Origin of the sequence: Nocardia sp. NPDC058519 (assembly GCF_042719755.1) — a bacterium.
Lineage (GTDB): Bacteria > Actinomycetota > Actinomycetes > Mycobacteriales > Mycobacteriaceae > Nocardia.
The window spans coordinates 1-25,215 of the sequence record NZ_JBHXNK010000024.1; the positions used below are offsets into that span (position 1 = coordinate 1).

The 25,215-nt window shown below is 68.0% G+C and carries 20 protein-coding genes; 14 read left to right on the top strand and 6 right to left on the bottom strand.

From position 1 onward, the window contains the following. Nucleotides 1-251 precede the first annotated feature (251 nt). Nucleotides 252-1,463, bottom strand: a complete 1,212-nt coding sequence (locus ACFWPK_RS24305; RefSeq protein ID WP_378919374.1) for a DUF885 domain-containing protein — start codon at nt 1,461-1,463, stop codon at nt 252-254. Nucleotides 1,464-1,662: 199 nt separating this feature from the next. Here ACFWPK_RS24305 and coaA point away from each other — a divergent pair, with 199 nt between their 5' ends. Then, the gene (gene coaA / locus ACFWPK_RS24310) at nt 1,663-2,595 is read left to right on the top strand and encodes a type I pantothenate kinase (protein ID WP_378919376.1); all 933 of its coding nucleotides are present in this window, start codon (nt 1,663-1,665) and stop codon (nt 2,593-2,595) included. A 34-nt stretch (nt 2,596-2,629) separates the two neighbouring features. Here the strand turns inward: coaA and ACFWPK_RS24315 are convergent, their stop codons facing one another. Together ACFWPK_RS24315 and ACFWPK_RS24320 are read right to left on the bottom strand one after the other, a co-directional pair. Next, nucleotides 2,630-3,733, bottom strand: coding sequence for a hypothetical protein (locus ACFWPK_RS24315; protein ID WP_378919378.1), 1,104 nt, complete (start codon nt 3,731-3,733; stop codon nt 2,630-2,632). A gap of 260 nt (nt 3,734-3,993) precedes the next feature. Beyond that, nucleotides 3,994-4,776: an isoprenyl transferase gene (locus ACFWPK_RS24320; RefSeq protein ID WP_378919380.1), complete on the bottom strand. Its 783-nt coding sequence runs from the start codon at nt 4,774-4,776 to the stop codon at nt 3,994-3,996. Between the two features lie 106 nt (nt 4,777-4,882). On the opposite strand from ACFWPK_RS24320, the gene ACFWPK_RS24325 reads away from it, so the two are divergent. Further along, nucleotides 4,883-5,548: a hemolysin III family protein gene (locus ACFWPK_RS24325; protein WP_378919381.1), complete on the top strand. Its 666-nt coding sequence runs from the start codon at nt 4,883-4,885 to the stop codon at nt 5,546-5,548. Between the two features lie 115 nt (nt 5,549-5,663). Continuing rightward, the gene (locus ACFWPK_RS24330) at nt 5,664-7,145 is read left to right on the top strand and encodes an adenylate/guanylate cyclase domain-containing protein (RefSeq protein WP_378919383.1); all 1,482 of its coding nucleotides are present in this window, start codon (nt 5,664-5,666) and stop codon (nt 7,143-7,145) included. Between the two features lie 61 nt (nt 7,146-7,206). On the opposite strand, the gene ACFWPK_RS24335 is transcribed toward ACFWPK_RS24330, so the two are convergent. Next, the gene (locus ACFWPK_RS24335; protein ID WP_378919385.1) at nt 7,207-9,258 is read right to left on the bottom strand and encodes a thioredoxin domain-containing protein; all 2,052 of its coding nucleotides are present in this window, start codon (nt 9,256-9,258) and stop codon (nt 7,207-7,209) included. Between the two features lie 266 nt (nt 9,259-9,524). Between ACFWPK_RS24335 and ACFWPK_RS24340 the strand changes: the two genes are divergently transcribed. The 8 genes from ACFWPK_RS24340 to ACFWPK_RS24375 all read left to right on the top strand — a co-directional run bounded on the left by ACFWPK_RS24340 (nt 9,525) and on the right by ACFWPK_RS24375 (nt 20,915). Further along, complete coding sequence (locus ACFWPK_RS24340; RefSeq protein WP_378919387.1) at nt 9,525-10,703, top strand: MFS transporter; 1,179 nt, start codon at nt 9,525-9,527, stop codon at nt 10,701-10,703. A gap of 6 nt (nt 10,704-10,709) precedes the next feature. Next, complete coding sequence (locus tag ACFWPK_RS24345; RefSeq protein ID WP_378919389.1) at nt 10,710-11,945, top strand: aminotransferase class I/II-fold pyridoxal phosphate-dependent enzyme; 1,236 nt, start codon at nt 10,710-10,712, stop codon at nt 11,943-11,945. After that, entirely contained in the window at nt 11,942-13,507 is a 1,566-nt protein-coding gene (locus tag ACFWPK_RS24350; RefSeq protein ID WP_378919391.1) for an acyl-CoA carboxylase subunit beta, read from the top strand. Before ACFWPK_RS24345 ends, ACFWPK_RS24350 begins: the two co-directional genes overlap by 4 nt. Next, nucleotides 13,504-15,510, top strand: coding sequence for an acetyl/propionyl/methylcrotonyl-CoA carboxylase subunit alpha (locus ACFWPK_RS24355; protein WP_378919393.1), 2,007 nt, complete (start codon nt 13,504-13,506; stop codon nt 15,508-15,510). The genes ACFWPK_RS24350 and ACFWPK_RS24355 overlap by 4 nt, the downstream gene beginning before the upstream one ends. Further along, a complete protein-coding gene (locus tag ACFWPK_RS24360; protein WP_378919584.1) occupies nt 15,510-17,147 on the top strand; it encodes an ABC transporter substrate-binding protein in 1,638 nt (545 codons plus the stop codon). The genes ACFWPK_RS24355 and ACFWPK_RS24360 overlap by 1 nt, the downstream gene beginning before the upstream one ends. 180 nt (nt 17,148-17,327) lie before the next feature. Further along, complete coding sequence (locus ACFWPK_RS24365; RefSeq protein WP_378919395.1) at nt 17,328-18,338, top strand: ABC transporter permease; 1,011 nt, start codon at nt 17,328-17,330, stop codon at nt 18,336-18,338. 88 nt (nt 18,339-18,426) lie between these two features. Continuing rightward, the gene (locus tag ACFWPK_RS24370; protein ID WP_378919397.1) at nt 18,427-19,296 is read left to right on the top strand and encodes an ABC transporter permease; all 870 of its coding nucleotides are present in this window, start codon (nt 18,427-18,429) and stop codon (nt 19,294-19,296) included. Beyond that, nucleotides 19,293-20,915 carry a dipeptide ABC transporter ATP-binding protein gene (locus ACFWPK_RS24375; protein ID WP_378919398.1) on the top strand — a complete coding sequence of 541 codons (1,623 nt, stop codon included), beginning with the start codon at nt 19,293-19,295 and terminating at the stop codon, nt 20,913-20,915. The genes ACFWPK_RS24370 and ACFWPK_RS24375 overlap by 4 nt, the downstream gene beginning before the upstream one ends. A gap of 109 nt (nt 20,916-21,024) precedes the next feature. Here ACFWPK_RS24375 and ACFWPK_RS24380 read toward each other — a convergent pair whose 3' ends face one another. Beyond that, nucleotides 21,025-21,195, bottom strand: coding sequence for a hypothetical protein (locus tag ACFWPK_RS24380; protein ID WP_378919400.1), 171 nt, complete (start codon nt 21,193-21,195; stop codon nt 21,025-21,027). A gap of 317 nt (nt 21,196-21,512) precedes the next feature. Between ACFWPK_RS24380 and ACFWPK_RS24385 the strand changes: the two genes are divergently transcribed. After that, nucleotides 21,513-22,094 (top strand): TetR/AcrR family transcriptional regulator, encoded by a 582-nt coding sequence (locus ACFWPK_RS24385; RefSeq protein ID WP_378919402.1) that lies wholly within the window; start codon nt 21,513-21,515, stop codon nt 22,092-22,094. 63 nt (nt 22,095-22,157) lie between these two features. Here ACFWPK_RS24385 and ACFWPK_RS24390 read toward each other — a convergent pair whose 3' ends face one another. Continuing rightward, nucleotides 22,158-22,778: an alpha/beta fold hydrolase gene (locus tag ACFWPK_RS24390; RefSeq protein ID WP_378919404.1), complete on the bottom strand. Its 621-nt coding sequence runs from the start codon at nt 22,776-22,778 to the stop codon at nt 22,158-22,160. An 82-nt stretch (nt 22,779-22,860) separates the two neighbouring features. Between ACFWPK_RS24390 and ACFWPK_RS24395 the strand changes: the two genes are divergently transcribed. Continuing rightward, nucleotides 22,861-23,646, top strand: a complete 786-nt coding sequence (locus ACFWPK_RS24395) for a helix-turn-helix domain-containing protein (RefSeq protein WP_378919406.1) — start codon at nt 22,861-22,863, stop codon at nt 23,644-23,646. Between the two features lie 257 nt (nt 23,647-23,903). Continuing rightward, entirely contained in the window at nt 23,904-25,115 is a 1,212-nt protein-coding gene (locus ACFWPK_RS24400) for a transcriptional regulator (protein ID WP_378919408.1), read from the top strand. The last annotated feature ends 100 nt before the right edge of the window (nt 25,116-25,215 follow it).

The window sequence follows — 25,215 nt, forward strand, 5'->3', positions numbered from 1 at the left end:
TCATCTCGAGGGTGTCGCGTTCACGGGCGAGCTCGCCCGCCATCGCGGCGGCCAACTCGGGATCGAGCTCACCGAGAGACTGGGTATTCACCGAAGCGGTCGTCTGCGTCACGCATGTGAGTCTATTGCCGACCCTGTGCGAGCCGAGCACGGGGATACCGCAACGCCGTCCGAGCCGCCACCCGGGAGACGCAGCTCACAGCGCGACGCTCGAACGCCTGACCAGGTTCGATAGCCGTCGAACACGGCCGTCATCCGGTAACGACACTCATCCGCCGGATCGCCCCGGGTGTCAGCGGCTCGTCGAGCAGACGCCCGAACCGCTCGACCCGATTCTGGGCACCGACCGCACCGTCGAGCCACCCACCGAGCAACCGGTAACCCTCCACATAGGTGCTGATGTAGGCCCGCCACAGCGGCGAGGACAGGAACCGCAGCGACTGCCGCGCCCGTTCCGGCGTCGCCAGAATCCATCGCTGCAGGAACTGCGCCACCTCGTCCTCGCTGCGATGCTGATCGTGCAGCAGCAGCGCGGCGTCCTGACGCACGTTCAGCAATTTCGCCGACGCGGTCGAGAAGCGTTCGGCCCGTTCACCGTCGAAACGAAGGCCGAGGTCGGCGTAGATCTCCTGGGCCCACACGCCCCAGCCGGGTCCGACGATCGACTGCAGAGCCAGGTCGGCAAGGCCCTCGGCCATCAGGCACTGCGGTGTGTTGACCAGGAACAGCGTCTGCTCGTCCTCGCCCGCCGCGACCAGACCGGCTTCCTTGCGGCAGTGCTCGGTGTGATGGCCGGGGTAGGCCTCGTGCGCGATCAGTGCGGGAAGGTTGCCCATGTGCTGTTTGAGGTCGGAGTTGATCGCGACCGTCGAGGCGAAATTGCCGAGGTAGTAGTTGAAGCCCGACCAGGGCTTGTCGCCGACCACCTCGTAGGTGACGTGCTCGTGGTCGGGTAGCGGATACCGGTCGCGCACCCGCTCGCGCAACGCGCTGGAGAACGCTTCGACGCAGATCGCGAGTTTTTCCGGCGGGATCTCGTCGCCGCGACGGTAGGCGGCGGCGCGTTCGGCGAGCGGACCGTCGCCGCCGAGCACCTCGTCCATCTGCCGGTGCGCTTCGCGGTAGTCGTCGGGGTCACCGGGTGCGATGTCGACGTCGAAGTAGGCGCGGACCTCGTCGACGAAGCCGATCTGCTCACCGGCGAATTTGCGGGCCGAGCACTCCATCGCCACCAGGTGGGCATCGAGGAATTCGGTGCGCTGGGCCGAGAGCCCGGCATCGGGCAGGGCGGCCCGCAGCTCGACGGCGCGCCGGGCCAGCTCGGCGGGTTCAGGGACGGCGGCGTTCTCGACATCGCGACGCAGCTGCGGATCGCCGGTGTAGGCGTCGACGAACCCCTCTTCGAGGCGATCGAAAGCCAAACCGAGGCGCAGGTATTCAGTGACAAGTGGATGTGACCCCATCCGCCCGACATTACGTGGTCCATCCGAAAATGGCGCCGTACCTCGGGGTTGTTGCTAGTTACCGACTGGTAGCCAAACCCCCTGTTGCGCGCCGGTGGCGAGCACGGAGCACAATCTCGCTATGCGGTCAGAGTTATCCCGGATCTCACCAGACGGGCAGCCAAGCTGTGCGGATGCGCCCGGACGGGGGGTCGGGTAGGTGGCACGGATGAGTGAACCGAGCCCCTATGTGGAGTTCGACCGCAGCCAGTGGCGCACACTGCGCAAATCGACTCCCCTGGTTCTGACCGAGGACGAGCTGACCGGCCTGCGCGGTCTCGGCGAGCAGATCGACCTCGAGGAAGTCGCCGAGGTCTACCTGCCGCTGGCCAGGTTGATCCATCTACAGGTCGCGGCACGGCAGCGGTTGTTCGCCGCCACCGCCACCTTCCTCGGGGAGAAGCATCCCGATAAGCAGGTGCCGTTCGTGATCGGTGTCGCGGGCAGTGTCGCGGTCGGCAAGTCGACCACCGCGCGCGTGCTGCAAGCGCTCCTGGCGCGCTGGGATCACCATCCGCGAGTCGACCTGGTGACCACCGACGGATTCCTTTATCCCACCGCCGAACTCATCCGTCGCGGCATCATGCACCGCAAGGGTTTCCCGGACAGTTACGACCGGCGCAAGCTGCTGCGGTTCGTCACCGAGGTGAAGTCGGGCGCCGAAGAGGTGTGCGCGCCGGTGTATTCGCACAAGTCCTACGACATCGTGCCCGACGAGAAGCACTGTGTCCGTCAGCCCGACATTCTCATCGTCGAGGGCCTGAACGTGCTGCAGACCGGTCCGCGACTGATGGTGTCGGACCTGTTCGACTTCTCCATCTATGTCGATGCCCGCATCGAGGACATCGAGAACTGGTATGTGCAGCGCTTTCTCGCGTTGCGCAAGACCGGCTTCGCCGACCCCGAGGCACACTTCCACCACTACGCGGCGTTCAGCGACGAGCAGGCCACCGCGGCCGCGCGCGATATCTGGAACTCCACCAACCGGCCCAACCTGGTGGAGAACATCCTGCCGACGCGCCCGCGCGCAACCCTGGTGCTGCGCAAGGACTCCGACCACACGATCAACAGGCTGCGGCTGCGCAAGCTCTGATCAGCCTGCGCGGCAACAGGTTCCGCGCACATCCTCAGCGGGAAGTGGCCGTCGGCGAACCCAGCGAAACGACCTGCTGCGCCAATTCCTCACGGGCGTCGCCCTTGTGGACAACCAGCACCCCGTGCGGTGTGCCGCGCGCATCGGTAGGCTCGCCGGCGACCACCTCGATCATCGACTCCTGCGCCCTCGGGAGCATGTCGACCACCGGGTACTCCCCGACCGGCGCCCACCCCTGTGCCGCCGACTGCAGCCGGTCGACCGTGCTCGGCGCGCCCGCGAAGTCGGCCCATTTACGGGTGGCGATCGTGATCGAGCTGTCGGTGCCCCACCGCGGGCTGTAGGCCGCCGAGCACTCGCCCGGCAGCGTCGGCAGCGCCAGGACGCTGTTGGTGGCGGCGTCGATGGTCGCCACATTGCCGCTGCCACAGGTCGCGCTGCGCGCCGTCGCGCCTGCCAGCACGAAGGTGTGCCCGTCCGGTCCGGCGGCGGCCGAGAGTCCGGCGTCGATGCCGGGCACGCGGCCGAGCGGCAGGATGGCGTCGACGCCGATGGCGTAGAGGTGGCTCTTCTCCCACCACAGTCCGCGCGATTCGACGCGAGCCAGCAGGACGAATTCGTCGGTGGCCGCCACCAGCTTGGCGCCGTCCCACGCGCCGCCGGTCAGCGGACTCGGCGAATCCGGCAGGACGATCTCACGTTCGGGTCCGGCGGGCTCGGTACCGCCCAGATCCATGCTCATGATCTGGCCCGGCTCCCGCCACCAGCCGACCACCGACCCACGCAACGCGACCGCGTCGCTGCAGTCGCACGGTATGCGCGTCACCGACCGGTCCCGCACACCCAGCGCGACCAGTGTCTTGCTGCTCGTCTCCACCGCGAACGCGTACTGCCCGTCCCTGGTGAACGACACCGCGGCCGACGAATAGCCGAAACTACCCGGCGCCCTGACAGTTTCGGCGCCGTGTACCACCGCGAGTTCGGCGTCGGTGCGATAGGCGAACACGGGGCCCTTCGCGGCCTGCTCCTCGGCGGGCGTCAGTCGTGGCGGCGCCGGCTGGTCGACCCCGCCGCAACCCGTGACCACCGCCACGGCACCGAGCACCGCGATCCGCGCACGCCATCCGCTCGCCTTCATCGCAACTCCCACAGCTCACACCCCTGCAATGTGTCGTCGGGCCCGGTCTCGTGCGGCAGCCTAATGGACACAGCCACCCGAAGACGTGCGCACGGCCGGAGCGAATGCGGAGGTACGCCTAGCCCGGGGGCGTCCCGGATCGGGCCTTCTCGACTACAACTTCCAGGCCGGGTCGAGCCTGGTCGCCACGTCGATATCGCGGACGGTCGACCGCCGGATCCACGTGCAACGGGATGGTCAGTTCGACGACCGCTACGACATCACACGCCGAAACGACGGTGCCGCGCGGCGTAATCCCTCAGTGCGCGCAGGAAGTCGACGCGCCGGAACTCCGGCCAATACGCCTCGGTGAACCAGATCTCCGAGTAGGCGCTCTGCCACAACAGGAAACCTGAAAGTCGCTGTTCGCCAGAGGTTCTGATCACCAGATCCGGGTCGGGCTGACCGGAGGTGTAGAGGTGCTGGCCGATCGCGTCGACCGTAATCGACTGCACCAGATCCTCACCCGACTCCCCCGCGGCGATCTCCTGGCGCACCAGCGAACGCACCGCGTCGGTAATCTCCTGGCGCCCGCCGTACCCCACCGCGACGTTCACATGCACGCCATCACGCCCGCTCGTGCGCTCGGCGGCCACCCGGAGTCGCTTGGCGATCAGCTCGGGGAAACCCTCGAGCGACCCGACGATCCGCACGCTCCAGTTCTGCTCAGGGGCGGATAGTTCCTCGACGACATCGGTGATCACTTCGAACAGCGTCTCGAGCTCATCGGCATCGCGGCGCAGGTTCTCGGTCGAGAGCAGATAGACGGTGACCATCTCGATGCCCTGGTCGGAACACCAGCCGACGAGCTCGGCGATCTTCAGCGCGCCGACGCGATGGCCGTGGCTGACATCGGTGAACCCGTTCTCGCGCGCCCAGCGGCGATTGCCGTCGCACATCACGGCGACATGGCGAGGGTGCTGCTTGTCTGCCAGCTGCTGCGACAGCCTGGCTTCGTAGATGCGGTACGGCAATCCACGCACCCGACCAAGAAACGACTCCACAGCCGCACCCTACGCCTGGAACTGCCTCACTCCCCCGCCTCCCCGGTCTTGCCGTAACCTTGGGCCGGTAACCTACGGTACCGTAGGTTTTGGCTTGGGAGGTTTCGTGGAGGCGGTTCTGACTGAGGCCGACGGGCACTCGAAGCCGCGGTTTCGCGGGTGGATTCATACGTGGGCCGTTGGCGTCGCCGCTGTCGCGGTGACGGTGCTCGTGGTGTTCGGGTTCCTGACGTCCTTGACCGCGGGCTGGTCGACGCTGCTCTACGGGGTTTCGGTGTGCGCGCTGTTCGGCGTGAGCGCGGTGTATCACCGGATCACCTGGGCGAGCGTGCGGACCAGGGTGCGGATGAAGCGGGCCGATCATTCGATGATCTTCCTGTTCATCGCGGGCAGTTACACGCCGTTCGCGCTGCTCGGGTTGCCAGGTCGGACCGGGCAGATCCTGCTGGTCGTGGTGTGGGCGGGGGCCATCGCGGGAATCGCGCTGAAGTTGTTGTGGCCGACCGCGCCCGCATGGGTGGGGGTGCCGCTGTACCTGCTGCTGGGGTGGGCGATCGTGCCGGTGGCGCCCGAGCTGCTGCACAACGTCGGCGTGGCGCCGCTGGTACTGCTCGCGGTCGGTGGGGTGATCTACAGCGTGGGGGCCGTGCTGTACGCGACCAAGTGGCCCAACCCTTGGCCCGACTTCGGGCATCACGAGTTCTTCCACGCGGCGACGGTGGTCGCGGCGCTGTGTCACTACGTCGCGATCTGGCTCGTCGTGCTCGGCTGAACGGCGCGTGGGCGTGGCGTGGACCCGCGTGCCTTCTATGCTCAGTAGTTGTGTCACCGGTCAGCGCAGCTCGTGATGCCCGGGCGTCCTCCGGCGCCGGGGTCGGGCGTGCGCGGTGAACCGGCTGGTCCGGTGGGCGCTTCAGTCCTATTGGGGACTGGCGCTGGTGGTCACCTCCGCCAATTTGGTCGGGGCCACGGCTATCTTCCTGGTCAGCTGGGCGGGCGGCGTGTTCAGCCGGGTCGGCACCGATTGGAGTGACGCGGCGCCGCTGATCCTGATCTATCCGGTGGTCGGCTTCCTCGCAGGCATCGGAATCTCGCTCTACGACCGGCGCCGGTACATGCGCTGGCTCGACGACAACCGCAAACCGACGCCCGAGGAAGCGCGGGTCCTGATCCGGCTGCCCGCCGCGATCACCGCGCGCGTGATCGTGCTGTGGGCACCGGGCGTCGTGTTGACCGTGTGGCTGGTCGACCGGTTCACCGACTATCACAACGTCCCCGTGCTGCTGGCCGGCTTCGCCCTCGGCGGGCTGGAAGCGGCGGGCGCGACCTATCTGATCCTGGACCGGCTGATCCGGCCTGCCGTGCCCATTGTCGCCGCGGTGCTCGGGCCCACCGTGCATCCCAGCTCGACCGTGCTGGTTCGGGTACTCGTCACCTGGGCGGTGTCCAGTGCGCTGCCGGGACTGATCATCATCGTCGTCTTGAGCGACTCCACCACCTCCGCCTCGGACCGGGTGCGTGCCGCCTGGCTGTTCTCGATCGTCGCGCTCGGTGTCGGCGCGTTCGCGACCGCGCTGCTCGCGCGCTCGGTGGCCACGCCGATGCGCACGATGTACCGGGCGCTGGACCGGATCACCCGCGGCGAACTCGATGTGCGGGTGCCGGTGGGCAGCGCGAGTGAGATCGGGCGGCTCGAACACTCCGTGAACGAACTCGCGGCCACGCTGCGCGACCAGATGCACACCGAGGATGTCTTCGGCAGGCACGTCGGCTCCACCGTGGCCGAACGCGCGCTGGCGGGCAGCACCGACCTCACCGGCGATGTGCGCATCGTCTCGGCGCTGTTCGTCGACGTCACCGGCTCGGTGCAGCTCTCCGCCGAAATGGCACCCGAGGATTTCGTGCACAAGCTCAACCGCCTGCTCGCCACGGTCGTCGCGGCCACCGAGGACAACGGCGGCCTGGTGAACAAATTCGCGGGCGACGCCGCCCTGTGCATCTTCGGCGCCCCGTCCGCCCTGCAGGACAACGCCACCCCCGCCCTGCGCGCCGCTCGCCGCATCCGCGACGAAGTGGTCGCCACCGGCGAACTCGACGTCGGCATCGGCGTCGCCCGTGGCCAGGTGTTCGCCGGCGACGTCGGCGCCGACACCCGCCTCGAATTCACGGTCATCGGCGACGCGGTCAACGCGGCGGCCCGGCTCACCGCCGTCGCGAAGGAAGCTTCCCGGCGCGTGCTGGTGAGCGATTCGGTCTGGCAGGCCGCGACACCGGCCGAACGATCGAAGTGGAAGCGCTACAAGGACTTACGCCTGCGCGGAATCCCCGGCCGAACGCGGACCTGGACCGACATCTCGCCGGGTAAGTAGGGCTAGGCATCCACATCGACACGGGCGTGCGTTGGCGACGGTATCTACGCAGGCGTTGCGCTCACCGTTGAAGTGATGCGGTCAGGGCGGCCGGATCGGTGACCGGGAGGTCGCAGACCGAGCCTCGGCAGACGTAGGCGGCGGGGGCGCCGTCGACCAGGGGGCGGTCGGCGAGGAGGGGGGCGGTGTTCGGTGGGGCGGCGAGGATGATCGAGCCGCCGGGGGCCCATGCTCGGGCCGCGGCGAGGAGTTCCATTGTGGTGGCGGACTTTTCGGTGGCCGCAATGGCTACCTGATACGGGCCGCGGACGGAGGCTTCGGCGACCGACAGCCAGTTGCCCGCCGTGCGGGGTGCGCGGGCCAGCAGGATCGCGCCGCGGGCCAGGGTCTGGTCGGCGAGTTCGCGGTAGCGGACGGCGCGTTCGGTGTCGGCGACCGCGGACGCGGTGAGCAGGGCTTCGGCCAGGGCGGACGCGCCTGCGGGGGTGGCGCCGTCGACGGGGTCGCGCGGGCGGGCTACCAGGGTTTCGGCGTCGTCGGCGGTGTCGAACCAGTTGCCGGGGCGTTCGGTGTCGGCGAAGTGGTCGATCGTGTTGTCCAGCAACAACTGTGCGGCGGCGAGCCAGTCCGGTTCGCCGGTGGCCTGGTAGAGGGCGAGCAGGCCGGTGACGAACCAGGCGTAGTCCTCGAGGACACCGGGCGGGGCGCCCGCGACACCGTCGAGGGAGGCGCGGCGCAGTCTGCCGTCGACGAGATGGACGTCGAGCAGGTAGCGGGCGCAGCGCACGGCGGCGGCGATCCACGAGGGTTCTTCCAGCGCCGCACCGGATTCCGCGAGCGCGGTGATGGCCATGCCGTTCCAGGCGGTGACCACTTTGTCGTCGCGGGCAGGCTGCGGGCGCTTGGCGCGGGCCTCGAACAGCTGGGCGCGCAGTCGATCGAAGCGAGACGCCTGTTCGGCGTCGACGGGGTCGCTGTGGCGGGTGAGCACCGATGTGCCCTGTTCGAAATTGCCCCCGGTGGTGACGCCGAGAGCGTCTGCCACCCACATCCCTTCGAGCGGGCCGAGTTCGCCGATCAGCTCGGCGGGCGTCCACACGTAGGTGGCGCCCTCGACACCGGGACCGCCCGGTTCGAGGTGGGTGTCGGCATCGAGCGCCGAGGCGAAACCGCCGTCGGCGGTCCCTAGATCGCCCAGCAGGAATTCGACGGTCTCCCGAGTCACCCTGTGCGGCAACGATTCCAGCGGGGTGACGGGCGCACGGCGAGCGAGATGGGCGTAGGCGCGCAGCAGCAGGGCGTTGTCGTAGAGCATCTTCTCGAAGTGCGGTACGAGCCATCCGGCATCGACCGAGTAGCGCGCGAACCCACCGCGCAACTGGTCATAGATCCCGCCACGCGCCATCGCCTCGGCCGTGCGCTCGACCAGATCGAACACCGCCTGGTCGCCGGTCCGCTCCCAGTGCCGCAGCAGTCCTTCCAGCAGCGCCGACGGCGGGAACTTCGGTGCCCCACCGAATCCGCCGTGTGCGGAGTCCTCGTCGGCGGCGATCGCCAGCACAGCCTTGTCGAGAAGCTCGGGGACAACAGTGAATTCGGCGTCGGGAAGACCTGAAGCCTGCGCCTGGAGCGCATCGGTCACCTGCCGCGCGGCCTTGTCCACGTCATCGCGCCGATTGAGCCAGGTATCGGTCACCGCGCTGAGCAACTGCGTGAACGACGGCATCCCCCCGCGCGGCTGCTTCGGGTAGTACGTGCCGCAGTAGAACGGCGCACCGTCGGGCGTGAGGAAGCACGTCATGGGCCAGCCGCCCTGCCCGGTCATGGCCACGGTGGCATTCATGTACACCGCGTCCAGGTCCGGGCGCTCCTCCCGGTCCACCTTCACACAGACGAAGTCGGCGTTCATCTGCTCGGCCGTCGCGAGGTCCTCGAACGACTCGTGTGCCATCACATGGCACCAGTGGCAGCTCGCGTACCCGATCGACAGCAGGATCGGCACGTTGCGCTCGGCCGCCTCGGCCAGGGCATCGGCGTCCCACTCCCGCCAATGGACGGGGTTGTCGGCGTGTTGACGCAGATAGGGCGAGGTCGCACCGGCCAATCGGTTCACAGTTCCACCCTGCCACACCCGCCGAGCGGAGATCGAGACCCCGGTGCGTGTGGATCCTGCGCCCCGCCCAGTGCGCGCACGCAGATTTCTTCGCATCCATCCCCATGTGACACATCATGGCGTCGCGAATCCACCCTCGAATATTGGTCTTCGAGCTCGAATCAACACGATCGCAACGGTGTTCGGCCGCTTCCCCTCGCCGTATATCTAGAGGTCGGATCAAGCGTCTCGCGTGATTCGCTCGGCCATAGGGGAGTGCATTGTTTGTGCAAGCGGAAACGGGCGAAACCCCGGCTTCCGCGGCAACACGCCGAGCAGTTGTCGCAACGGCATGTGTCGCGGTCGCGGTCGCCCAAATGGCGACCACCATCTATCTGCCGAGTATGCCCGCGCTCGGTGCCGATATCGGTGCGAGTGAGACCACTCTGCAACTGTCGGTGGCGGTGTTCGTGGTGTTCGCCGCGCTCCCGGTCGTCGCGTGGGGCAGGGCCGCGGAGCGGTTCGGCCGGGTGCCCGCCTTCGTCGCGGCGGGGCTGTGTTTCGTCCTCGCCAGCGCGGGCTTGGCGCTGATCAGCAATGCGCCGGAGCTGCTCGGCCTGCGCGTGGTGCAGGCGATCGGCGCGGGCGGTATCGCGGTTGTCGGCCGGATGATGATCAAGGACCTGTTCACCGGCGCGGAGCTCGCGCGCCAACTCGCGCTGTTGTCGATGGCGTTCGTCGTCGCGCTCGGCGGCGGGCAGGTGATCGGCGGCATCGTCACCTCGACGGTCGGGTGGCGGTACGGATTCGTCGTGCTCGCCGTGCTCGCCGCCGTGCCGGTCGCGTTCGCCCTGCGCATCTCGTTGCCACGGCGCGAACCCGGTTCGAAGGACAAAGGCACAGCTAGACGCCTTTTCACGGACCGGGTCTTCGTCGTGAGCGCGGTCGCGGGCGGCATCGGATTCGCCGTCATCGTGATGATCCAGCAGAAGTCCGCGTTCATCTTCACCGACCGTTTCGCGCTCTCACCCTGGGTGTTCGGCCTGTTCGGCGTCCTCTACGGTGCGGCCTACCTCGGCGGCGCGACCTATGTGCGACAGCGCGTGCGAGGGGTGGGCGCGCGCGCCATGATGCGGCAGGGCGCCTGGATCATGCTCGCGGGCTGCGCGCTCATCACCGCCGTGTGGGCCCTCGATCTGCCACGGGCGATCGCGCTGCCGGTCTTCCTCGCCGGGTACATCACGACGACCTTCGGCCAGGCGACGCTGTTCCCCAACAGCGCCGCGCACGCCGTCAGCCACCTCGCCACCGGCGCCGCCATCGCGGTCTCGTGGTGCGCGCTGATCCAACAGGGCCTCGCGGGCATCGCCTCGCTGGCAGGCCCCACGCTGTCCGGGCTCCTGGCCTGGTCCATCGCCATCACCCTGCTCGCCGCTGTCAACGTGCTCGTCGTAGCAAAGGAATGAAGATCGATGGCCAGAAACCATTTCGCTAATATCCGCAGGCAATTGCAATTGAGCAACACATTTTGGGACGACAGCACCGCTCACGGACTTGTCGACATCATCGCCGACGATATGCGCGACGGAATAGTCCATTCCCGGGACGGTCGCACGATCGTCAATTTCTCGTCCTATTCCTATCTCGGCTTGGACAGCGATCCACGAATCATCGAGGGCGCCCATCGCGGGCTCGACGAAACCGCGACGGTCAATTCCTCTATTTCCCGGATGCGCATTCGGCTCGGCCTGCTCGAGGAGGCCGAGCAGCGACTCTCCCGGACCTTCGACGCGCAGGCGGTGACCGTGTCGTCGTGCGCGGCCGCCGCGTGGGCGACCTTGCCGCTGCTCGCCTCCGGTGAGCTCACCGATGGGCACCCGCCGCTGGTGGTCTTCGACAAGAACGCGCATTTCTGCCTGAACGCGATGAAGCCACTGGTCGCGGACGAGACCGAACTGGTCACGATCGAGCACAACGATATCGCCGCCTTGGAAGAGTTGTGCCGCAAGCACTCCCACGTGGCCTATGTCGCCGACGGCGTGTACAGCACGGGCGGTGGGGCGCCGCTCGCGGAGTTGCACCGCCTTCAGGATCGCTACGGATTGTTCTTGTATTTCGATGAGGCGCACGGCCTTTCGACTCTGGGTAGTCACGGCCGCGGCTACGTTCTCGGCGCCTATACGGGCTGGCGAGAGCGGACCCTCGTGATCGCCTCGCTCAACAAAGGTTTCGGCGCCAGCGGTGGCGTGATCTTCTTCGGCACGGCGGGTGACGCGTCGCGCACACCCACCCTGCTGCGCACCAGCGGGCCGCTGATGTGGTCGCAGCGCATCAACACCGCCGGACTCGGCGCGATCATCGCCTCGTGCGAGCTGCACGACGACGGCACCGTCGATCGACTCCAGGTCGCGCTCCAGGAGCGGGTCCGGCTGTTCGACTCGCTCGTCGATACCCAGCTCGCCGGTGACGGACTGCCCATCCGCTTCGTCAGCATCGGCCGGGAGGACGTCACGGTCGCCGTGGCACGGGACATGCTCGACGCCGGTTTCTACACCTCGCCGGTGTTCTTCCCGATCATCCGCCGCGGCAGCGCGGGCCTGCGCCTGATGTTGCGGGCCGACCTCGAACCCGACACGATCCGCCGCTTCGCCGACACCCTGAGCTCGAGCCTCGCCGCGCATCAGGACCGGGAGGAACTACCAGCATGACCGCCGTCATCGAGAAAAACATCGGGTTCGAAGCCCAGCGCACCCTGCTGCGCGATCACACCGCCGGGATCGTGGCACCGCGCCGACGCCACGGCGACGCGAAACTGCCTGTGCGCGAACGGGTCAACCGCATCCTCGACCCCGGGACACCGTTCCTGGAGATCGGCAGGCTCGCCGCCCACGAGGTGTACGACACCGATCTGCCCGCCGCCGCCCTGATCGTGGGCATCGGCACCATCCACGGCAGGCCGTGCATGGTGTTCGCCAACGATCCGCACGTCAAAGGCGGAACCTTCTACCCGCTCACGATCAAGAAACACCTGCGCGGGCAGAAGCTGGCCAGGGAATACCGACTGCCGTGTGTGTATCTGGCGGACTCCGGAGGCATCTACCTCCCGTTGCAGGAGGAGATCTTCCCCGACGAGGAGCACCTCGGGAAGATGTTCCGCAATATCGCGGAGATGTCGGCGCTCGGCCTGCCACAGATCTCGGCGGTGCTCGGCATCTGCACCGCGGGCGGCGCGTACATCCCCGCGATGAGCGACGAGACGGTGATGGTGAAGGACCTCAGCACCGTCTTCCTCGGCGGTCCGCAGCTGGTGGAGGCCGCTACAGGCGTGGTGGTCGACGCGCAAACCCTCGGCGGTGCCGAGCTGCACGTGCGCGAAACCGCGGTGGCCGACCATCTCGCGGCGAACGAGCTGGAAGCTCTGGCGATGGTGCGCGACATCGTGTCCCGCACCCCCGGTGACCGCGTGCATCCGCCCGCGTTCGAAGTGCTCGAGCCCGCCGACGATCCGGTGCGGCTGCCGGATCTGATCCCGGCGACCACCAAGAAGGAGATGGACGTTCGCGCGATTCTGCGCTGCGTCGTCGACGCCGGCTCGTGGGTCGAGTACCGCAAGGACTACGGCATCACGATCGTGTGCGCGACCGCCCGGATCGCGGGCTACGAGGTCGGGATCATCGCCAATCAGGGCGTGATCTTCCCCGACAGCGCGCTCAAGGCCACCAACTTCATCCAGATCTGCGAGCAGCGCCGCATCCCACTGCTGTTCGTGCACAACGTGAGTGGGTTCATGGTCGGCGAGGAGTACGAGCGGGCCGGGATCGCCAAACACGGCGCGAAGATGGTGAACGCGGTCTCGTGCGCCACGGTGCCGAAGATCTCGCTGGTGATCGGCGGCAGTTTCGGCGCCGCCAATTTCGCGATGTCGGGGCGGTCGATGGGCGGCCAGTTCATGGCGATGTGGCCCAATGCCCGCTCCACCGGGGTCGGTGGCGAGCAGGCCGCGGCGGTGATGGCGATCCTCAAGCGGGACCGGTTGCGCCGCGAGGGCAAGGAACTCAGCGCGGCCGAGGAAGCCGCCATCAAGCAGCCGATCATCGACAGTTTCGAACGGCAATCGCTGCCGACCTACATCGCGGCCCGCATGTGGATCGATGCCGTTGTCGAACCGGAGGACACCCGGTCGTGGTTGGCGCGGTGCTTGTCGCTGGCACATGAACGCTGGGATCGGCCGCAACCCGCGGCCGCGAACTTCGGGGTGTTCCGGCTGTGATCTCGCGACTACTCATCGCGAACCGGGGCGAGATCGCCGCCCGGATCGCGCGCACCTGCGACTGCCTCGGCATCGAGTACGTGACGGTGAGCGTCGAGGCGGACCGGGCGCTCACCTATCACGGCGCGGCCGTGACGACCGTGGCGCTACCCGAACTCGATTCGAGCGGCGCTGCCCGCGGCTACCTCGATGCGGACGCGCTGGTACGTGCCGCGACCGAAACCGGTTGTGACGCGGTACATCCCGGCTACGGATTCCTGTCCGAGAACGCCGGTTTCGCGCGTGCGGTGCGCGCGGCAGGGCTGGTGTTCGTCGGCCCGAGTTCGCGGGTGATCGACACGATGGCCGACAAGGCCTCCGCGCGTCAGGTCATGGCCGCGGCGGGTGTGCCCGTGTTGCCGGGCACCGAGCAGGCAAGCGAAGACCTCGATGCCCTGGTGAGAGCGGCAGCCGAGATCGGGTATCCGCTGATCGTCAAGCCCGCGGGCGGCGGTGGCGGTAAGGGCATGTCGGTGGTGCGCTCGGCTGCCGGCCTGCGCGAGGCACTGGCATCTGCATCACGCACCGCGACAGCGGCTTTCGCCGACGGTCGCCTGCATCTCGAGCGGTACGTCGAGCGCGCACGCCACATCGAGGTGCAGGTCTTCGGTGACGAATTCGGCCACGCCGTCCACCTTTTCGACCGTGACTGCTCGCTGCAACGACGGCATCAGAAGGTGATCGAGGAAGCTCCGGCCCCGCGGATTCCCGATGCGGTGCGGGCGGCGATGTTCGCCGCCGCCGTGGGTGGCACGAAGGCCTTGCAGTACGTGGGCGCGGGCACCTTCGAGTTCCTGCTGGTCGGTGCCGAGTTCTTCTTCATCGAGATGAATACGCGGTTGCAGGTGGAGCACACCGTCACCGAGGAGATCACCGGCATCGATCTGGTGCAGTGGCAATTGCTGGTCGCCGCGGGTGAACCGCTGCCCGCCGAGCAGGCCGACATCGCCTACTCGGGCGCCTCGGTGCAGGTGCGGATGTACGCCGAGGACCCGTTCCGGTCGTTTCTGCCGTGCCCGGGCGCGATCGAGGTCACCCACTGGCCGGATGTTCGCGTCGAACGCGCCTTCACCCGCCGGCTCGACGTCACCGGCGGGTTCGATCCGATGATCGCCAAACTCGTCGCGACCGGCGCCACCCGCGACGAAGCACTCACCGCCGCGCGCCGTGCCTGCGAAGACCTTCGCTGGCAAGGCATTTCGACCAATCTCGGTTTTGCGGGACGCATCCTCGCCGCCCCGATCGTCGTGGCCGCGGAGCACGACACCGCCTACCTGGACCGGATCGATCCGGTCGCCGAGTTCGCCGATCCCGACGAGCTGAGTGCCCTCGCGGTAGCCGCAACGCTGGCCGCGCCCGACCGCGCGACGCCGTGGTCGACCGGGGCTCCCGGCGGCGACCGGGCCTGGCTCGATCCCGCCGATCGCGATCTCGGCAGTCTCGATCTGTCGGTCGACGGGCGGGCGTTCACGGTGCGAGTCGGCGGCTACGAGGGCGAGGCGGTGCTGGTCCGCGCCGACACGATCGACGCGAACACCGACACCGGCCCGAGCGTCCCCGCCCGGCGCAAGACCGACCCGGGTGTCGCAGCTCGGCGAACCGCGGGCGACACGATCTCGGTCGGCGCGACCCCCTGCGTCGTCCGACGCTCGGGTGAGGGCTGGATCTCCCAGGTAGCCGGGGTTTCCCGGCAGGTGCGCTACGCCGAATACCGCTCGCTCGGCACGACCGCGACGGATCCCGAGATCCGTTCGCCCATGCCGGGCACCCTCGTGCAGCTCCATGTCGAATCGGGCAACCCGGTCGAGAAGGGACAGCTGCTCGGCGTGGTCGAGGCCATGAAGCTCGAACACGAACTGACCGCCACCCATGCGGGGATCGTCACCGTGAACGCGGCCGAGGGTGCCGTGGTCACCACAGCTCAATCATTGTTTCTCATCGAAGAGAGGGGCGCCGCGCTGTGATGCGACATCGGCGACTACTTGCCACAGCTCTGGTATCGGCGGTGGCCGTGCTGGCGACCGCGTGTGGTGGAACGGACACCGCAGCACGCGACTCGGCGCAACCGGTCAGCGGCGGCTCGTTGACGTGGGGGGTGGAAACCGAGCCGACCACCCTCAACCCGCACCTCAACGGGCAGAGCAACACGCACCTGATGTTGCGCAACGTCTTCGAGTCGCTGCTGGCGCGCACCGCCGAGGGTGGATTCGTCCCGTGGCTGGCCGCCGGCCACGAGATCTCGCCCGACGGGCTCACCTACACCTTCACCCTGCGCGAGGGCGTGAAGTTCACCGACGGCAACCCACTCACCGCGGCCGCCGTGGCCCGCAACTTCACCACGATGCAGGACGTGTCCTATTCCGGCGGCTGGTCCGCCGGGCCGCTGTCGCACCTGGCCGCGGTGACCGCGCGCGACGAGCGCACCGTGGTGTTCGCCCTGAAGGACCCGTACGCGCCGTTCCTCGACTTCGCCGCCGGGTTCCCCATCATCTCCTCGGCTGCGTGGGACAAGCCGCAGCTCAAGGCGGGTGGGCCGGAGATCGCGGGTACCGGGCCGTTCCTCCTCGACCGCTACGTGAAAGGTCAGGAACTGCACTTCCGCAAGAACCCCGACTACAACTGGGCGCCGCAGAGCGCCAAGCATCAGGGTCCGGCCTACCTCGACGAGGTGACCTACCGTTTCCTGCCCGAGTCGTCGGTGCGCACCGGCGCGCTCACCTCCGGTCAGGTCGACCTCATCGAGGGCGTCTCCGGCAACGATGCCTCGCTGTTCCGGGACAACCCCGATTTCACGTATTCGACCGGGCTGAACAACGGCAGCCCGTACACGCTGTACTGGAACGCGACCTTCGGTCCGGCCACCGACGAGAAGGTCCGCAAGGCGCTCAACAATTCCGTCGACGTGAACGCGGTGCTGCAGTCGATCTATCGCGGCGAGCGCACCCGCGGCTGGGGTATCGCCTCCAGCGTCGACACACTGTTCTACGACAAGAGCATCGAGGGCACCTACGGCGCCGACAAGGCCGCCGCGAACCGGCTGCTCGACGAAGCCGGTTGGACGGCAAAGGATTCCGACGGTTTCCGGACCAAAGACGGCCAGCGGCTGACCATCGAACTGGTACAGGCCCAGTCGACGGTGCGCGATCAGCGTGAGGTGCTGTTGCAGGCGGTGCAGGCGCAGGCCAAGCAGAACGCGGGCATCGATCTGAAGCTGTCCTACGTCGACCTCGGCACCTACGCCGAGCTCCGCAAGAAGAACGCCTTCGGGTCGATCGCCAACTCCGACACCATCACCGGCGGCATCGATATCGAGAACCACTGGTACCCACCGACGCCGCTCGGCACGCTGAACTACAGCCGCGCGACCGATCCCCAACTGTCCACCTGGCTGAAAGCCGGCGCCTCGACCACCGACAACGCCGAGCGCGCCAAGCAGTACGCGCAGTTGCAGCGGTTCGCGCTCGTCGACAAGGCGTACGGGCTGCCGCTCTACATTCCCGAGAACCAGATCGCCACGGGAGCGCACGTGTACGGCGCGGGATACCGTCCGTACAAGCAGCTTCCGGAGAACGCGTACGACATCTGGGTCGATCGTGGATAGCGGGATCCGCCGCCGGCGCGGGGGTCGGCCCGCTGTGCGCGGCGGCGCGTGCGAGTCGGGGCGGCGGTCCGGCGCGGTCGTCCGCGGCGGAAACCAGGGTAAGCCCGGAGATTCGGCCCGGCAGCCCACGATCGGCTCGGATCCGGTGGATCGCTGGTGTACCGGATCGGTCCTGCGCCCGTGACGGCGGAGGTTGTCGCGCCGGAAACAGCGGCGCCGATCGCGGACAGCGAGCGTGGCGGGCGGGCCGATCTCGCCAAAGCGGTGGCGCTGCGGGTGATCACGGGGATCGGCGTGCTGTGGGGCGCGACCACGCTGTCCTTCCTCGGTGTGCGGCTCGCGCCGGGCGACACGGTCGACGTGTTGCTCGGCGAACAACCGCGCACCCCGGAGGTCGAGGCAGCCATCCGCGCCGAATGGGGACTCGACAGTCCGGCCGTCGTGCAGTACGCCCGCTACCTGTGGAATGTGGCGCAGGGGGATTTCGGGCGTTCGTATGTGCTGCAGCGGCCGGTGTCGGAGATCATCGGCTCGCAGGCCGGGCCGACGTTGGCGCTGACCGGTGCCGCGTTGCTGGTGGCGCTGGTGTTCGCGGTTGTCGTGGCGACGAGCACAGCGCAGCGGCGGCGATCTCGTGCCGTCGCGAATGCTGTTGAGCTGGCGCTTGTTTCGACACCGGCTTTCTGGCTCGGCATCGTGCTGCTCTCGGTGTTCAGCTTCCAGTTGAAGATCTTTCCGGTGGCGGCGAACAAGGGACTGTCCGCCTTGGTACTGCCCGCACTCGCGCTCGGGCTGTCGCTGGGCGCGGTGATCTCCCAGGTACTGCGCGACGGGCTGGAGCGGGCGCTCGATGAACCGTTCGCGGTGACGGTGCGGTCGTGGTCGGTGAGCGAGAGCGCGTTGCGGCTGCGGCACGGATTGCGGCACGCGGCCCTGCCCGCGGTGACCTTGACCGGATGGCTGGTCGGCGGTTTGCTCGGCGGGGCGGTGATCATCGAGGAGGTCTTCGGACGGCCCGGACTAGGGCGGGTAACCGTCGAAGCCGTTCTCGCACAGGACCTTCCCGTTGTGCTGGCCGTGGCGATTCTCTCGGCGTTCGTCTACGTCGTGATCAGCACGCTGGTCGACCTGCTCTACCTGTGGCTCGACCCACGGCTGCGTCGCGACGCCGGCAATGGAGGGGAACGATGACTGCCGGAACGCGGCGCATGGCTGGTCGAATCGCCATGCCTACAACATATTCACGCTCACTGCCCGACTTCCATCGAGGACCGGCGCTATGACGATCGCAGATCTTCCGCACGCGGCAATCGCACGAATCAGCTTGCGCGCGAAGGGTTTCACTGTAGTGCCGGGTGTAGCCGTCGCAGCACTGACAGTGGGGCTGGTCGCGATCGCCGTGGTTGCCCCTGTCCTGCTGGCCGGTGCCGACCCGCTCGCCGCCGATCCCCTCGCCGCCCAGCTGCCACCGAGTGCGCAGCATTGGTTCGGCACCGATCACCTGGGGCGTGACGTCTTCACCCGCGTCGTCCACGGCGCGCGCTACTCGCTACTCATCGGCGTCACCGCTGTCGCGATCGCGGTCGTGGCCGGCACGGCGCTCGGCCTGCTGTCCGGGTTGGCGCGCGGGCCGCTCGACGAGCTGATCACCCGGTTCCTCGACGTGGTCTCCGCGTTCCCCGACCTGCTGCTCGCGCTGGTCCTGATCTCGTTCACCGGCCCCGGCACCACGAACCTGATCTTCGCGCTCGGTATCGCCTCGATTCCCAGGTTCGCCCGGGTGGTGCGCGCGCAGACCCTCGTGGTGCAGGAGTCCGGGTATGTCGAGCAGGCACGAACTTTCGGCCTCACCAGGGCAACACTGGTGCGGCGGCACGTCCTGCCGCACGCGGTCGCGCAGGTCCCCATCCTGGCCACCATCGGCCTCGGCACCGCCATTCTCGGCGCGGCCGGTCTGAGCTTCCTGGGGATGGGCCCGCAACCGCCGGAACCGGAATGGGGCGCGATGCTCGCCGAAGGCCGCAACTATCTGCGCAATGCCTGGTGGATCGGCGTGCTGCCCGGTGTGGCCGTCACCGCCACGGTCATCGCGGTGAGCTCGCTGGGCCGACGCTGGCAGCGGCACTACGACGGAAGGCCAACGGTATGAGTCTGATCGAGGTCGAGAATCTGCGGGTCGGGTTCGCGGCGAAGGATGTGGTGCGCGGCATCGATCTGCGGATCGAGCCGGGTGAAGCCGTCGCTCTCGTCGGCGAGTCCGGGTCGGGCAAGTCGGTGACGGCACGCACGCTGGTCGGTTTGGCAGGCTCGGGCGCTGCCGTGCGCGCCGACCGGCTCGAACTCTTCGGGCAGGACGCGCGTGACCATCGGACGCGGCAGTGGCGGCGAATCCGGGGCACCGACATCGGATTCGTGCTCCAAGACGCGTTGGTCTCCCTGGATCCGCTGTGCTCGATCGGCAGTCAGCTCGCCGAAGCGCAACGCGCACTGACCGGGCTGCGCGGGCAGGCGCTCACCGCCCGCAGCGTGCGGCTGCTCACCGATGTCGGCGTCCCCGAACCCGAACTGCGGCTGCGTCAGTATCCCCACGAGCTGTCCGGCGGGCTGCGTCAGCGCGTGTTGATCGCGACGGCGCTGGCAGGCGATCCGCGTCTCATCATCGCCGACGAGCCGACCACCGCGCTCGATGTGACTGTGCAGCAACAGATCCTGGATCTGCTTCGTGCCCGAAAAGCCGCGGGAACGGCACTTCTGCTGATCAGCCACGACCTCGCGGTCGTGGCCGAGGTGGCGGATCGGGTGCTGGTCATGCGTGACGGGGAGGTCGTCGAGGAGGGCAGCACGCACGATGTACTGACCCGGCCGACGCATCCGTACACCGAGAAGCTGCTCGCGGCCGTACCGTCGGCGGCCTCACGCGGGTCGAAGCTGGCGGTGTCCGAGCGCCCACTGCTGCCGCCGCGCACGGTGGACAACACCCGAGTCGTGCTCTCGGTCCGCAACCTGCGCAAAACCTACGGCTCGGGATCAGCCGCCCGCACGGTCGTCGACAATGTCGACTTCGACCTGTTCGGCGGCGAAACCCTCGGCATCGTGGGCGAATCCGGTTCGGGCAAAACCACGACGGCTCGTCTCGCGCTGAGGCTCATCGCACCGTCGTCCGGACGGGTGGTCGTCGACGGCGAACCATGGAGTGAGCTCTCCGACAAGGAATTACGCCCCCACCGCGGCGCCGCGCAACTGATCGCCCAGGACCCACTGAGCTCCTTCGACCCTCGCTACACCGTGGAACGTGTCATCGGCGAAAGCCTCGACACCGTCAACCTGCGCGGCAAAGCCCGCACCCACCGCGTCCACGAAATCCTCGACGCGGTCGGCCTCGCCCGCGACCTGCTCCCCCGCCACCCCCGCACCCTCTCCGGCGGCCAACGCCAACGCGTAGCCATCGCCCGCGCCCTGGCCCCCAACCCCGCCCTCCTGGTAGCCGACGAACCCCTCTCCGCCCTCGACGTCTCCGTTCAAGCCCAGGTCCTCGACCTACTCGCCGAACTCCAATCCGAGTTCGGCACCGCCCTGCTCCTCATCTCCCACGACCTCGGCGTAGTGCACCACCTCGCCGACCGCGTCCTCGTGATGAAGAACGGCCAGATCGTCGAATCCGGCGAGGCCGACACGGTCCTACGCTCCCCCCGACACGAATACACCCGCCAACTCGTAGCCTCGGTCCCCCGCCTCCCCGAGGTCGCCGATCAACGACGACCCTCGTAGGTCCGCGAGCCCGGCAACTCATCTCAGCGGTCGGTTGCCGCCCCGAGTTCGACGAATGCCTCAGGGCGGCAACCACACCCGCTATTCGCCCGATATGCGACTTCGACCTCTACGCCGATTGGCTGTTGATGAAACACCACGCGGCGAGCAGCGGGTGGCCCTCGCACAGTGATGGCATGGGCGGTCCGATCGGGCGGACCTCGGCCATGGCGGTGCCGCCACCAGCCAGGGTCGCGGCACCGATCATGGCGCCGACGACGATCGCACGGAAGACATGCATGGGAACTCCTCGAAAAGTTGAGCTCGTCAGAATGAGCAGTCGGCCGGCCGACCTGCCCAGCCGCCCTTCAGGAAAACGAGGACGGCACAGAACACGTCCGCCGACGAGGAACCCACCGGAGCGGGGGCCGATGTCGTAGCGACAGGTGCGGCAACGGATTCCGCGGCGGCCGCACCTGCTGGTGCGACGAGCCCTGCGATCACAGCGGCAACAACGACAAGCTTCTTCATCACGCGTCCTGTTCTGTAGTTGTGGATGGCGGGACGAAGTTTGACATATTTGACCGATCGGTCGCAATAGACCTAGCATCATGAAATATGGCGCGCACCAAGGAATTCGACCCCGATGTCGCCCTCGATCGCGCATTGGACCTGTTCTGGCAGCGCGGCTACGAGACGACGTCGATCGCGGATCTGGTCGAGCATCTCGGCATCGCCAGGGCCAGTATGTTCGCGACCTTCGGCTGCAAACACGAGCTCTTCATGAAGGCGCTGCAACGCCATCTCGAGCTCGTCGACGCGCGGATCACCGCGGAACTGGCCCGCCCCGGCCCGGCGCTACCCGCGGTCAGGGGCCTGATCGACCGGTTCGTGAACGAGTCGTGCGCGGAGAACAGATTCCTCGGCTGCCTGGTCACCACCGCCGCGGTCGAACTTGCCGCCCGCGACCCCGACGTCGCCCGGCTGGTCGAATCCAGCTGGGCGCGGACCGAAACCGCACTGGCCTCCGCCCTGTCGCGCGCCCACGCCCAGGACGAACTGGCCCCCGACGCCGACCCGCGCGCACTTGCCCGCTTCCTCCTGGTCTTCTTCCAGGGAATCTGGGTCCTCGAACGCACCCCCAACGCCGCCACCCGCCTGCGCGACGCCGGCCGGGTAGCGGTGTCGATCCTGAGCTGAGCACTCCTACGGCCCGATCGGCGCTCTTACAAGACCGAACGATCTAGTATTCATGCCGTGTGATCAGAGCAGGAGACGAGCCAATTCGGCGGGGCCCGACATCATGACCATGTGCCCGCCATCCATTTCGACCGGCTCGATCCCCAGCCTGGAGGCTACGAGTCCACGCATGAAGTCGGCGGGGAAGAACCGGTCGTCGCGCAGCAAGATGAACCGGGTCGGCACCTCGGGCCAAGACGCCAGCGGGCATGCGGACTCCATCGGGGTTTCGGACTGGCCGCACTCGTATTTCTCCGCCTCGGCCCGCTGCGCGGGAGTGAGCTGGTTGTAGAACACGTCGTCATCACCCGAGGTCGCATGCCCGGTGTTGGCCCACCAGTCGCCCGGCGCCTCGCCAGGCGCCGGAATCATCGCCGATACCAACACCATTCGCTCCACCGGTACCCGTTCGCACACGAGCGGCGCGGTGAACCCCCCGAACGAGTGCGCCACCACAACCACATCCCGTCGCTCGCCGATCGCCTCGACCACCGCGTCGGCGTATTCCCCCAACCCGGCGCTGTCGTCCTCGCTCGGCAACGACACGGGGATCGCGTCATGGCCGAGCCCGCGCAGCTCGTCTGCCACCTGCCCCCAATAACCCGCATCGCACCCGGCTCCCGGGATCAGCATGAATGTGCTCATGCACCTTGATAGCAAGGCCCACCGACAACAGTGAGCGTTGCTGTTGCGGCGCACCCGGCGACACGTCGATACCCTGGTGAGGGTGAGCATCGATACCCGTTCGGAGATCCGCGGATCGGTGCGGACGCCGATCGCGTGGGTCCGGCCGGGGCACATCGGGTACATCGGGCCGGATCTGCTGCCCGACACGCATTCGCCGCCGGTCGCGATGCTCACCGTGGGGCTGGACGGGCCGCTGATCGTGCACACCTCCCGCGGTCCGATTCGCACCGGCAGCTCCTTCGCGCCTGCCCGCACCGCGCACCGCGTCGTTGCCACGCAGGGGTGGATTCTGGTGCTGTTCATCGACCCGTCGAGTGCGCCCGCGACCATGATTGCCGACGAGATGACCGCTGCAGCAGGCACTTTCGGCCTGAGCCATCGCCGCGAGCGCGAACTCGTCGAGCTGGGCCGCGAACCCGTCGCCGACCCGGATCTCCTCTACAGCCGCGCCATCGCGGGCCCGAACCTCGGCACCGACGCACGCATCTCCAGGCTCGCAGCCGCGATCCGCGACCAGCCCGCCAACGCCCTGCGCGCCGACCAGATCGCCGCGAACCTAGGCCTGTCCACCGGCCACTTCCTGCACCTGTTCACCCAGCACTGCGGCACCACCTTCCGCGGCTACCAACGCTGGAATCGCATGGTCTGCGCGGTGAGCAGCGCCGTCAACGGCCACGACCTCACCCGCTCCGCCCTCGACGCAGGCTTCGCCACCCCCTCCCACTTCAGCGAATCCTTCCGCGCCATGATCGGCCTGCCCGCCACCACAATGCTCCGATCCGGCATCCACTTCGACCTCGGAACCCGCATCGTCCAGCCCGGCTGAGCGTCATGGCCGCGACAGCTTCAGCGGCTCGATAGAAACTCGGGGGCTAGGACCGACGCATAGTCCACCCGCGGCAACGCTCGATGGCGGGCGACCAGTTCACGCTGGCTGATCTGCCTCATTCCAACAATGTAGTCCCGGTCACCGCCTCGCCGTTGCGGCAGTATGGGCTGGCGAAACCGCTGCTCAGCGGGCGGTGCTGAGGCATGATGAAATGTGGAATCCTTGCCCGGTTCGTCTAGTTAGGAAGACCCGAGATGGTGCAGCTCACGCTTTCCGCGCAGCGGGCTGCGCTGGAGCGGGAGTGGGCCATGTGGGTGCCCGGTGGGGTGGGGGTTTCAGGGGCCGGGAGTTCGGGGGTGCGGACCGAGGTGGCGCAGTCCTGGACGCGGTCGTTGCGGACGGTGGATCCGGGGCGCGATCACGCGCCGGTCAGTGAGACCGATATCGGGCCACGGTGGGCGGAGTCGCCGTTGCGGGGGCCGGTTACCGAGCTGAAAGAGCAATTGCACAGTGTGGCCGATGACGCGGGGTACGTCGCGGCGGTCACCGATGCTTCGGGAACGATTCTGTGGACCTATGGCGGGCCCGTCATGCGCAGACGGGCCGAGCAGGTGAACTTCGCGCCGGGTGGCCGGTGGGACGAGGCGCACATGGGGACCAACGCGTTGTCCTTGGCGTTGCGCACCGACCAACCGCACACCGTGTTCTCGGCCGAACATCTGGTGGCGGCACTGCACGGCTGGGTCTGTTATTGCGCGCCGATCCGCGCCGCCGACGGGACATTGCTCGGGGTGCTCGACCTGTCGACCACCTGGAAGCGCTCGCATCCGCTGGCCATGGCCACCGTGCGCACCATGACCAGCGCCATCGAGTCGAAATTGCACGCCGCTGTGCCCGCGCCCGCCGGGATGCGGCTGACCAGCCTCGGTACCGGCCGGTTGATGCGGGACGGTCAGCAGATCCGGTTGCGGCCACGCCACCTCGAGATCCTGACCCTGCTCGCCCTCGACGACGACGGCTACAGCCACGAACGCCTGCACTACGCCGTCTACGGCGATCGGGCGGTCGGCGCGAGCACGCTGAAATCGGAGATGTCGTACCTGCGCCGCGCCACCGGCGGCGACATCACCAGCCGCGTCTACCGCTTCACCACTCCCCTGTCCTGCGACGCCGTCGACGTGCTGCGTGCCATCGAGCGAGGCGATCTCGACACCGCCGTTCGCCTGTATCACGGTCCGCTGCTTCCTGATTCGGATACGCCGGGCATCAGCGAATGGCGCGACTACCTCGAAGTCGCCATGCGCAACGCGGTACTGAACAGCCCGGACGCGAATCACGCACTGGCATACGGCGATCGCGCCCCCGACGACATCGCCGTCCACGAACACGCACTCGCCCTGCTCCCCGCCCGCGACGCACGTCGCGCGGTGGCCGCGGCACGCTTGCACAGCGCACTGCGTACATAGACCCTCGTTCTCGGCGCGCCTCCGCCTCTGGACTGAGTGGAGGGTGCGACGAAGGAGTGCCCGGAGGGAGGGAAGAGGCGGAGTTAAGCGCCGAGAACCG